Origin of the sequence: Flexithrix dorotheae DSM 6795 (genome assembly GCF_000379765.1) — a bacterium.
Classification (GTDB): domain Bacteria; phylum Bacteroidota; class Bacteroidia; order Cytophagales; family Flammeovirgaceae; genus Flexithrix; species Flexithrix dorotheae.
The window spans coordinates 660509-671663 of the sequence record NZ_KB903431.1 but is presented as its reverse complement, the minus strand read 5'-3'; the positions used below and the strand labels follow the sequence as shown (position 1 = coordinate 671663).

At 36.8% G+C, this 11155-nt stretch carries 9 protein-coding genes; 5 read left to right on the top strand and 4 right to left on the bottom strand.

What is annotated here, in order from left to right:
* Positions 1-181: 181 nt before the first annotated feature.
* Positions 182-574 (bottom strand): hypothetical protein, encoded by a 393-nt coding sequence (locus A3EM_RS0106810; RefSeq protein ID WP_020527434.1) that lies wholly within the window; start codon positions 572-574, stop codon positions 182-184.
* Between the two features lie 14 nt (positions 575-588).
* Positions 589-2715, bottom strand: a complete 2127-nt coding sequence (locus A3EM_RS45575; RefSeq protein WP_020527433.1) for a T9SS type A sorting domain-containing protein — start codon at positions 2713-2715, stop codon at positions 589-591.
* Positions 2716-3149: 434 nt separating this feature from the next.
* Here A3EM_RS45575 and A3EM_RS0106800 point away from each other — a divergent pair, with 434 nt between their 5' ends.
* The gene (locus A3EM_RS0106800) at positions 3150-3542 is read left to right on the top strand and encodes a DUF1573 domain-containing protein (RefSeq protein ID WP_020527432.1); all 393 of its coding nucleotides are present in this window, start codon (positions 3150-3152) and stop codon (positions 3540-3542) included.
* Positions 3543-3733: 191 nt separating this feature from the next.
* On the opposite strand, the gene A3EM_RS0106795 is transcribed toward A3EM_RS0106800, so the two are convergent.
* On the bottom strand, positions 3734-5152 hold the full coding sequence (locus A3EM_RS0106795; RefSeq protein ID WP_020527431.1) for an efflux RND transporter periplasmic adaptor subunit: 1419 nt from the start codon (positions 5150-5152) through the stop codon (positions 3734-3736).
* A gap of 288 nt (positions 5153-5440) precedes the next feature.
* A complete protein-coding gene (locus tag A3EM_RS0106790; protein WP_020527430.1) occupies positions 5441-6619 on the bottom strand; it encodes an acetyl-CoA C-acyltransferase in 1179 nt (392 codons plus the stop codon).
* Positions 6620-6818: 199 nt separating this feature from the next.
* Between A3EM_RS0106790 and A3EM_RS0106785 the strand changes: the two genes are divergently transcribed.
* The 4 genes from A3EM_RS0106785 to A3EM_RS0106770 all read left to right on the top strand — a co-directional run bounded on the left by A3EM_RS0106785 (position 6819) and on the right by A3EM_RS0106770 (position 11122).
* A complete protein-coding gene (locus A3EM_RS0106785) occupies positions 6819-7505 on the top strand; it encodes a lipid-binding SYLF domain-containing protein (protein ID WP_020527429.1) in 687 nt (228 codons plus the stop codon).
* Positions 7506-7630: 125 nt separating this feature from the next.
* Positions 7631-8380, top strand: coding sequence for a 3-keto-disaccharide hydrolase (locus tag A3EM_RS0106780; RefSeq protein ID WP_020527428.1), 750 nt, complete (start codon positions 7631-7633; stop codon positions 8378-8380).
* Positions 8381-8505: 125 nt separating this feature from the next.
* A complete protein-coding gene (locus A3EM_RS0106775) occupies positions 8506-9858 on the top strand; it encodes a Gfo/Idh/MocA family protein (RefSeq protein WP_020527427.1) in 1353 nt (450 codons plus the stop codon).
* A gap of 169 nt (positions 9859-10027) precedes the next feature.
* Positions 10028-11122 carry a DUF6807 domain-containing protein gene (locus A3EM_RS0106770; RefSeq protein WP_245576488.1) on the top strand — a complete coding sequence of 365 codons (1095 nt, stop codon included), beginning with the start codon at positions 10028-10030 and terminating at the stop codon, positions 11120-11122.
* Positions 11123-11155 lie beyond the last annotated feature (33 nt).

Sequence of the window (11155 nt, the reverse complement as noted above, 5' to 3'; positions counted from 1 at the left end):
CTGAGAGCAACCCTGATAATAATACATCAAAAGTGTTTCTAATATTTATAACAAGAGGAACAAATCATTTGTACCAAACAAATCAAAAAAATTACTGATTTTAAAAAGTCATTTGAGTTTCTACCTCAAAACGGTACAAATAATTCATTGCAAATCTAATGAAAAACTAAGAGAAAGAAAATTAGAATTCGTATTGAAGGAGCAGGGTATCACCTTTAAATGATACAATTTTAACCGGGATTTTTTTTAAAGAATTATCATCAAATTCAAGTGTGATTTCATTTTTATTTAACAATTGCCAATCTCCTTCATGTATGATTCTTCTATCATTTGGACCAGGTTTTTTCCATTCAAAATTGCCATTTTCCATAAAAATAACTGACTCTCTTCTACCTGGACTCATACCTGCTTTCTCCTTCTGAAAATATTTCAAAGTACCATCATCCTTTTCATTAATATGTATCCATTCTACATCCTGAATTTTTTCCTGGACCTTATCAGAAGAACATTTTACCGAAGTCAAAAAAAACAGGCAACATATGCCTAAGCACATTATGGTGGTTTTAAATTTCATTTTCCGGAAATAATTCAATTTTGGATGATTATTTTTTTGAAAGATTTCAGATCTTCATTACTTACTGAAATAATATATAAGCCATTAGAAAAACCAGTGAGGTCAAAAGGAAAATTAAGCTGGGAATCAGAAATGGTAATTTCTTCATTTGTATAAATTTTACCTGCGAGATCTGTCAACTCGATCCTGACTTTCTGCGGAATGTCAAAGTTTTTAAATTCAATATAAATTACTCCTCTTGCCGGGTTAGGAAATACATTTAAAGTGAAATCAGTCATTTCTGCAGCCCCCTCAATTCCGGTAACTGCATCGAATTTGGCGATATTGGAGTAAGGAGAGTTTCCCCCTATGTTTTGTGCTCTTACCCTATAATAAAACACAGAAAGCGGAGGTGGAGAAAAGGTTTCATCTAAAAATTCTATTTCGTTTTCGATCACCGAATCTACTTCTTCAAAATTTTCCAATGAGTCAGTAGAACGTTCAATAATAAATCTTTCTTCTTTATCGGATTGATCGTTCCAGGTCAAATAAAAGTGTCTGTTTAATTTATCGAAGATTACCTGAAGATTCTCTGGTCCTTCGGGCTGGTAAGGAAAAGTTGCCGCGGAGGTTTCATTTGAATAAGGTGAATTTCCAGTGCCATTTTTAGCATTTACTCTAAAATAATAAACCTGATTATCATTTAAAGACTCTACCGCATATGTGGTCTGTCCCGAAGGAACTGTTTCCACTGATAGTTTTTCGAAATTGTTATTATTTCCTTCAGAAACTTCAACCTCAACCCCTGTTGCATTTAAATCGGCTAAATCCCATGAAAGTTTAATTTCATTTTGGGAAATAGTGGTAGCAGAAAGGTTGGCAGGGGCTGTAGGCAGTGGAAGGTTTGGAGTGGATTGTATGGTAGAATACGCTGACCTTCCCACAGGGTTTTCTGCCACAATTCTATAATAAAAAATACCATTGCCCGGATTATCCAGATAGGTAGTCACATTGGATGAAGTCTCCCCTATTTTCGTATATCCTGAATTTTTTGAGGCAGATCTTTCCACAATAAATTTTGTTTCGTTGAGGGAATTATCATTCCAGGTTAAGTCATACCCGGCAGTCAAATTCTCCGTTACCTCAAGTTGAGATGGAGCAAAGTGGGGCTTAATTACGGAGGAGGCAAGTAATTCTTTACGATTTGGGGAATTCTGCAAAACAACCACTGCCCTTTCCCTCTGATTATGCGTAAACAAATTCATGCAAGCATCAGCCGTGTAGTCCATAAAATTCTGAAACATATCAGGCAAATCATTTTCTTCTTCTATACAGGTATTTGGTTTTTTAGGATCAGGAAATTCACAAGGACTTGCAACATCATCTCTATTGCTACTTGTGGCAGGTGTATCCTCACAATAATCGTCATCCGAGCAACCACCATTTACACCCCAGGGATGTAGAATTGCAAAAAAATGGCCTATCTCATGAGTACAGGTTCTTCCCTTGTCATACCGGTTATCCTGAATGTAGTCAAATTCTCCCAATTCGGTATAATTAGATCCAAATACCCTTGAGTTTATCACCACACCATCTTTGTCATCGGTACCACCCTCAAATGGCACCCCGGGATTACCTGAATTTTTGGGCCAGGTGGAATAGCCCAATGTACTCGGACCCATATCAGCTACCCAAATATTCATATATCTTGTGGGGTCCCAGGAAGTTTTTGACTTAATTTCATTGTCAATACTGTTTTCAGACCACCTGTCTTTCTTTCCATTATACCTGTGAATTCCTGGTTCAGCAAGCACATTTCCATCGGGATCAACCAAGGCAGGCCTAAACTCAATTTTCATATCAGTAGCCGCCTGCTGAAACATAGCAGGAGTATTGAGTCTATCTCCGTTTTTTCTTCGAAAATCTTCATTTAACACCAAAAATTGTGAGGTAATCTGATCTGCTGGAAGATTAGTCCCTTCTCCTACATTTTCATCATTATAAATCACGTGTACAATCACAGGAATTACAAAAACAGTCTGATCCTCAGCACTGGTCCTTTTAAGCTGCTTCCTTCTAATTTCATGTTGCATCCACGATTCAAACCCATCCATACTTCCGAGAGATGGATATTTTTCCCGCATGTGCTGATCGTATTCCATAGTGGAACATCTGTTTATTTTTTGACCAAATGTGCTGATTGATTGAAAAAGGCAAAAAATAGTGAATAAGGAAAAAACACTTCTAATTAATTTCATACGTAACCATACAATTTATTCAACTGATCATGAAGATTCGAAAGTTTTTCAAGTTGAAATCTTCTTATTCGAACTAAAAAATTAAAGTCAAAAAAAATCAGTTAATATTTTTTATTTTGTATCAGAAGCAAACAAAAATAAGCTATTTAATACTAATCGATATCCAATTAGGTTGAGTTAATAAAAAAGCGGTTTGAGTAGTTAAAAAAGATTAGATTCTAAATACGTGGTAGTGGTATAATAATTACAATCGGGCCTAAAAATAAAAAAAAACTTCCTATTTATTATCAAGTGTTTATCTTTGACAACAGCTTAATTACATAAAATATACATCAATTATGAAAAAGTATTTATTTATTTTCTTATTAATTCTTCCGATTTCGGGTGCTTTTGCTCAGGGAGCTTTCCAATTTGAAGAAGAAGAATACAACTTTGGAGATATAAAGGAAGGAACATTGGCCGAGCATGTTTTTTCTTTTAAGAATACAGGGAATGCCCCAATTGTTATTTCCGAAGTGAAAGCTTCTTGTGGATGTACTACTCCGGAGTGGTCTAAAGAACCTGTAATGCCAGGAGAAACAGGAAGTATAAAGGCGGTATTTAACAGTAAAGGGAGACCTGGTAATGTTTATAAAACCATCACAATTAAATCCAATGCAGCCGAACAGGTAAAAACTTTAAAACTTAAAGGACAGGTAATTAAACAGGAAGCTTCAGAAGGCTCAAATTAATTTTCTGTTATTTTACAGGGTTAATGAAAAAAGGGAGTTGGAAAATAAATTTTCCAACTCCCTTTTTTATGTTTAACCACTTAAGTTAAGCAGTAATTCAAAATTAATCGTATATTATTTTGCCCTAAAAGACTGATAGAGAGATTTCTATTTCTCGGGAATAATAGCACTGGAGCTTAATACTTCCGTCTTTAGTTACTACCAGCAAAGCCATTTTTCTTACCTTTATCCTCCATTAGTTCCACTTTATCTCCATCATTCAGCAGCTTTGAAACCTGCAGGTAAGGACCAATCACGATTTCGTCATCCAAATCCAAACCTTTAATAATTTGAATATTATCAAAATCACTGATTCCAATTTCCACGGCAACTTTCCTTACAGAATCACCCTCATGCACAAAAACAACCTCTTCCAGAGCTTCTATTTCTTTCTTCCTTTGTTCCTCCTCAGCTTGTTGGTCATTGTTGTTATTTTCGTTTCCTTTTTCTGTGTTTTCTTCCCCTGCATTTTTTTTCTTCCGGGTAGTAACTGATGCTAATGGGACTCCCAATACATTTTCTTTCCTGTTAGTGATGATATCCACACTGGCTGTCATCCCTGGCCTGAATGGAGTTCCACTCGGATCAATGGGTGATTCGACTTTATCAACTTTTAAAAGTTCTTTGTAAGAATCATTGGAAACCCTGATTTTAACTTCAAACTCAGTAACTGCGTCACTTGCACCGGTTAAACCTTCATTAGCTGAATTGGCAATAGCCGAAACAATACCCTGAAATTTAATTCCGGTGTGGGAATAAGAGTCCACATCAATTACAGCGGTATCTCCTTCACTTACTCGGATGATATCATTTTCATTCACATTTACCCTTACCTCCATGGAATTCAAATCGGCAATTCTAAGCATCTCCGTACCTGCCATTTGTTGTGTTCCTACCACCGTTTCACCTTTTTCCACCAAAAGTTTAGTTACCGTACCTCCCATTGGTGCATAAATATTAGTAAAAGATAAATTTTCTCTAGCTTCTTTCACTGTTGCTTCAGCACTTAAAACGGTATACCTGGCAGCTTCTACGTTTTGCTCCGATGCCTTAAATTCAGCTTCAGAAGCTTCAAAACTTGCCAGGTAAGCATCATAATCTTGTTGGGAAATAGCCTTTTGTTCAAATAACCCTTTATTTCGTTCAAAGTCCCGTTCGGCTTTTTTAAAATTTGCTCTTGATTGCGCTAATCTGGCCTTGGATTGAGCATAATTGGCCTTTTGGGTATTTAGAGAAGCGATGGTCCGATCCAGCGCAGAAACAAGGTTATCAGGTTTAATTTTTAATAGCAATTGCCCTTTCACTACTGAATCCCCTTCTTCTACAAAAATATCCAGAATTTCTCCAGGTACCTGAGGGCTCAATTTCACTTCATTTACCGGCTGGACTTTTCCCGAAGCATTTACTTTTTCAACAATGGTCACACTTTTGGCTTTTCCAAATAATACCTGTTTGGCTTTTGATTTTCCTATCCATCCCTGTTGCTTTCCTATAAACCCGAAAGCTATTAATAATACAAGTACGGCACCTATGATAATGTAGAGATTTTTGTTTGTTTTTTTCCTGGCCATGGTTTGCTTTTTACTTCAAAACTCCATAAAAAATTAAGGAGGATTTGGGTTTTGAATACTTTAAAAAGTAATCTAAATAATTCCTGTGCAAATATAATTTTTAAAAAATAGTAAGTGATAAAAATTGCATTAAGGGGATTTTTGCTGTTTAGATGGTTAGTAGGCCGGTTTAAAAAATTATTACAAGAATTTCAAAAAAAATAAGCCCTCAATCGAGGGCTTAAAGTTTTCTTTTGTTTCTTAACAGAAATCTTCATTAGATTCGACTTTGTTTTCAAAACAAACAATTTATAATTTTTCAATAATCATTGCGGAGGCTCCACCACCACCATTACAAATTGCAGCCATTCCATATTTGCCATTTTTTTGTTGAAGGACATTACATAATGTAGTGACAATTCTGGCTCCTGAAGCTCCAAGAGGATGTCCGATAGAAACCGCCCCTCCGAATACATTTACCTTATCCGGATCAATATCTAATACCTTATTGAAAGCTAAAGGAACTACTGCAAATGCTTCATTCACTTCAAAATAATCAATATCTGAAAAAGAGAGACTTGCATTTTTTAACGCTTTTGGAGCTGCAAGTGTAGGTGCTACAGTGAACCATTCCGGCTCCCTTGCTGCATCGGCAAATGCCACGATTTTGGCTATAGGTTTTAATCCCAATTCTTTCACCTTTTCTGCACTGGCTAATACTAAAGCTGATGCACCATCATTTATGGTGGAAGCATTTGCAGCTGTAACTGTTCCATCTTTGGAAAAAACCGGACGTAACTGGGGTATTTTTTCAAACTTCACCTTCTTAAACTCCTCATCATCTTTTATCAAAAGTGGTTCCCCCTTCCTTTGCGGCACTTCCACAGGAACAATTTCATTTCCAAAATACCCCTTTTCCGTACTCACTGCAGATAATTGATAAGATCTTACCGCATATTCGTCTTGCTGCACTCTGCTAATACTATATTCTGTTGCTGTATTATCTGCAGAAACACCCATGGCATTCTGATTATAGGCATCTGTAAGTCCGTCTCTCATCAGTCCATCTACCAACTCACCATTGCCATAACCATAACCGAATCTTGCTTTTGGTAAATAAAATGGAATATTTGACATGGATTCCATGCCACCGGCAACAATGATATCAGCCTGACCTAGCATAATACTTTGTGCCCCAAACATTATTGATTTTGTACCCGAAGCACAAACTTTATTTACTGTGGTACATGGCACATTATTTCCTATACCTGCAAATAAAGCGGCTTGCTTGGCAGGAGCCTGACCAAGATTGGCAGCTATTACATTGCCCATAAAAACTTCATCCACCTCGGTGGGTTTTACATGAGCTTTTTCTAAAGCACCTTTAATGGCCGTTGCCCCAAGCTGAGTGGCCGATAAGGATGACAAAACTCCGCCAAAACTTCCAATTGGAGTCCTTACTGCGGAAATGATAAATACTTCTTTCATTTTAATATTATTTTGTGGTTAAGGTTTTCATTCCTAAAGTTGTAAATTTAAACGATCTGAATCGTCTCTTCCAATTAATCTGCGGAATAATCCATTTTGTTTTTAGTCTTAAACTGGCAACACCGTTTACGGTTTATTTTATTTACTTTTTAACCTAAGAATTCAGATAATTCCTTAATTTCAAGCAAAAATTCTCAATATGAAAAAAGCGAAATTTTTATTTTACTTCACAATTTTAATTTCATGTTTTTCCCTAAAGGCCATGAGCCAGGATAATGAGGGAGAAGTAGAAAAGGTAGAAAAGGCACTCACCGTGATGAAAGAAATAAATGCCAAACCGGAAAGTGGTATTCCTGCCAAATTATTAAAAAGAGCCCAGGCCATCATCATAGTTCCCAATGTAATAAAAGGGGGATTTATAGTAGGCGGAAGACATGGAAAGGGCATTGCTTTAATCAAAGACAAAGGAGGCAACTGGTCAGATCCCACATTTATTAATCTAACCGGAGGAAGTATAGGTTTTCAGGCAGGCGCACAATCTATAGATGTCATCCTTGTGTTTAAAAGCAGTCAGAAAATCAGGGATATTGAAAAAAGTGAATTTACTTTAGGGGCGGATGCAGCCGTTGCTGCTGGTCCTGTTGGGAGACAGGTTAGTGCAGGAACTGATATCACAATGGATGCTGAAGTCTATTCTTATTCACGAAGTCGTGGATTATTTGCCGGAGTAAGCCTGGATGGATCTTCTCTGAAAATCAATGAAAAGTCTAATTGGGTTTATTACAACAAAGTAAATATTACTGCAGATGATATCTTTTCAGGAGGTGTTGAAAGTCCGGCATCTTCAAATGGCCTTAAAACCTATTTGCAGGAATTGGAACAGTAAAAATCCCTTTTGGTCAAGTGTTTTTCCTGAATAAATTTATGGAAAACAATGCCATGTTTATATTTAGAAAATTAATTATTTAACATTTACCATTTATCGGTGTCTTTATTATAAAACAGAGCGAAATGAACAAACTAGTATTTTTAATTTTTACCTTATTAATTTCAAATCTGCTTATTGGGCAGGATAGAAAAATACCACCTGAAGCCACAGAAATTTGGGAACCAGTACCCCGAAAAGTAGATCCCGGATCTGATAATGCTACTCCTCCTTCTGATGCCATTGTTTTATTTGGAGGAAATGACTTATCTGAATGGGAAAGTGCCGGTAAGGATGGTGGGGAAGCCAAATGGGAAGTGAAAGATGGAATTTTCACAGTAGTTCCTAAAACCGGAGCAATAAAAACAAAAAAAGAATTTGGCAGTTGCCAGCTACATATTGAATGGAGATCACCTCAGGAAATTGTGGGAGAAGGCCAGGGACGAGGAAATAGTGGAATATTCCTGATGAGTAAATACGAAGTTCAGGTATTGGACTCTTATGAGAGCAAAACCTATTCGAATGGCCAGGCTGCCAGTATTTACAAGCAATCTATCCCATTGGTAAATGCTATGCGACCACCATCAGAATGGGAAGTTTACGACATCATTTTCAATGCTCCAAAATTCAATAAGGATGGTATTTTAAAATCACCTGCAAGTGTAACCATTTTTCATAATGGTGTTTTGGTGCAGAATAATTTTGAATTAAAGGGACCAACGGAATACAACAGAATTCCAATTTATGAGCCTCACCCTGAAAAAATGCCAATTATTCTTCAGGATCATGGAAATCCTGTAAGCTTTAGAAATATCTGGATTAGAGATTTGGAATAAATGAATTATGCCTGGTTGTGGATCGGTTAATCCTTTACCATAACCAGGCATATTCAAATAACTGATTATCAAATAAATACAACAAATAAGACACCGCTTAATTTTGTCAAATAATTAATACGAAAATGAAAAACGGATCAGAAAACACCAGAAGGAGTTTTATTAAAAAAACTGCATTAGGAACTGTAGGATTGGGAGTAGCCTCCACCTTTTCAGCTGAAAGTTATGCCAGGATTATTGGCTCAAATGACAGGGTTAGAGTAGGTATCGTTGGATTTTCCAACAGAGCTAAAAGTTCATTAATCCCGGCATTTACCAATCATAGCAAAGAACTGAATTTTCAGTTTGTTGCCGTTTCAGATATTTGGAACAGGCGAAGAGAAGAATGTTTGGCATATATCAAAAATGACATGAAGGCTGGTAACATCGAAGCCTCCAGAAATAATGAAGAACTTTATGACCGGGGAGATATTGATGCTGTAATTATTAGTACAGCAGATTTTCAACATGCCCTTCATGCCAAACAAGCTGTAGAAGCCGGATGTGATGTGTATTGCGAAAAGCCTTTTGCCGAATCAATGGAAGACAATAAGGTAGCTTTAAAAGCGATTGAAGCATCTGGTAAGGTCATTCAAATCGGTTCACAAAGAAGAAGTGGGCAAAATTATCATGCTGCCCATAATTTTATAAAGGAAGGAAAGTTTGGAGATATTACCATGGTGGAAATGACATGGAATGTTAACCAACCCGGAAGATGGAGAAGGCCCGATTTAACTTCTACAATTAAAAAGGAAGACACCGATTGGGATCGATATTTAATGAATCGACCAAAAGTGGAATGGGACCCTAGAAAATATTTGGAGTATCGACTATTTTGGCCCTATTCATCAGGAATTCCGGGCCAATGGATGTCACACCAAATTGACACAGTTCATTGGTTCAGTGGATTGAACCACCCAAGAAGCGTTTCGGCTAATGGTGGAGTGTATGTCTGGAAAGACGGTAGAAAAAATGCAGATACCATGACTGCAGTTTTCGAATACGGTCCTTTAGATGACGAAACAAAAGGTTTTCAGGTAGTTTACTCTTCCAGAATGCACAACAGTGCAGGTGGGACCAAGGAAATTTACTATTCCAATGGCGGTACTTTAAACCTGGATTCCAATACAGTTTCTCCAGATGGTGGCCTTAAGGAAAAACATGCTTCAGCCATGGGAATGAAACCTAATCTATTACCTGATTTAAAACTGGCTGACTTAGTGAAAGTAGAAACCGGAGCAAACACCGGTGTGGATAATATGACATCAGCCCATATGAGAAACTGGATGGAATGTGTTAGGGATAGAAACGTAAATACAAATGCCCCTGTGAAAGTTGGTTATAATCATTCTATTGCTAACTTAATGACAACTACAGCCTTGCACACAGGAAAGAAAGTTACCTTTGATGAGATTAACCAGGAAATTGTGACCAGTTAATTTATTTGAAGTTTTTGAATAGATTAAGGAAAAGTGGCAGTGATTACTGATTCTGCCACTTTTTTTAATCCCACAATCCGGCTGGCTCATTTGGTCATTGATTCCGGATCTGTTTAAAATTTTTAAAGAAATTATTCAAAACCATATAACTCTAAAAAAACTGAAGAAAATGAAGTTAAAATCAATAATTAATTTCCTCATTATTTCTGTAATTTTTGGACTTATCGGGTGTAGTTCAAAGGTTAAAGAGGAAAACACCACGAATTCAGAACCATCAATGGAAGAGAAAGATGAAAATATTAAACTAATCAATAAGGAAGCTGATAGAAAAGTAGAGGTCTGGTTTGGAGATGAACTTTTCACGGCCTACATCTATCCACTTGATCTTGAAAAACCTGTATTATATCCAATAAATGCCCCAGGAAATATTGCCATAACCCGGGGTTTTCCACTTGATCCCAGACCAGGGGAAAGAGTAGACCATCCTCACCATGTAGGAAACTGGTTTAACTATGGAGATGTAAATGGACTAGATTTCTGGAACAATTCCTATGACATTCCTGTGGAAAAGAAAAGTGAGTATGGGAAAATTAAACATACCGATATTGTATCTTCAAGCAATGGGGATAATGGAACACTGGAAGTAAAAGCAGATTGGCTGAACAATGAAGGTGAAGTTTTACTTAAGGAAGAAACAAGATTTACATTTTCCGAAAATGGCAATTCAAGAATAATTGATAGAATTGTAAAATTAACGGCTCAGGAAAAAGCAGTAAGCTTTAAGGACAATAAGGAAGGTGCATTTGCCATAAGAATGGCCCGAGAACTAGAATTACCTACTGACGAAGAATTAATTCTTACAGATGCTAAAGGTAATCCAACAGAAGTAGCTAAAATGGATAATACAGGAGTTTCCGGAGATTATTTAAACAGTAATGGGACCACTGGTGGAGATGTTTGGGCGAAAAGAGCGAATTGGTGCAAATTATTTGGGAAGAAAAATGGGAAAACCATAAATGTAGTCATCGTGGACCATCCGGAGAACCCGGGATATCCAACTTATTGGCATTCCAGAAAGTATGGATTATTTTCTGCTAACCCACTAGGCCAGGAAGTTTTTTCAAAAGGTAAGGAAGTGCTAAATTTTAAACTTGAACCAGGACAATCCACTACTTTTAGATATAGAATTGTGGTTAATACAGATGACGAATTAGGTAAAGAGGCCATTGATCAGGTTGCCTCAGCATTTGCCCAGGTTCAATAGACCAATTAGCTGAAAAATAAAATCTGTTAAAAA

What these genes read in the sequence shown, in the direction of transcription:
- A3EM_RS0106770 (WP_245576488.1), top strand. Translation starts at nt 10,028, where the DNA reads ATGAAGTTAAAATCAATAATTAATTTCCTCATTATTTCTGTAATTTTT.
- A3EM_RS0106800 (WP_020527432.1), top strand. Translation starts at nt 3,150, where the DNA reads ATGAAAAAGTATTTATTTATTTTCTTATTAATTCTTCCGATTTCGGGT.
- A3EM_RS0106780 (WP_020527428.1), top strand. Translation starts at nt 7,631, where the DNA reads ATGAACAAACTAGTATTTTTAATTTTTACCTTATTAATTTCAAATCTG.
- A3EM_RS0106785 (WP_020527429.1), top strand. Translation starts at nt 6,819, where the DNA reads ATGAAAAAAGCGAAATTTTTATTTTACTTCACAATTTTAATTTCATGT.
- A3EM_RS45575 (WP_020527433.1), bottom strand. Translation starts at nt 2,715, where the DNA reads ATGGAATACGATCAGCACATGCGGGAAAAATATCCATCTCTCGGAAGT.
- A3EM_RS0106810 (WP_020527434.1), bottom strand. Translation starts at nt 574, where the DNA reads ATGAAATTTAAAACCACCATAATGTGCTTAGGCATATGTTGCCTGTTT.
- A3EM_RS0106775 (WP_020527427.1), top strand. Translation starts at nt 8,506, where the DNA reads ATGAAAAACGGATCAGAAAACACCAGAAGGAGTTTTATTAAAAAAACT.
- A3EM_RS0106795 (WP_020527431.1), bottom strand. Translation starts at nt 5,152, where the DNA reads ATGGCCAGGAAAAAAACAAACAAAAATCTCTACATTATCATAGGTGCC.
- A3EM_RS0106790 (WP_020527430.1), bottom strand. Translation starts at nt 6,619, where the DNA reads ATGAAAGAAGTATTTATCATTTCCGCAGTAAGGACTCCAATTGGAAGT.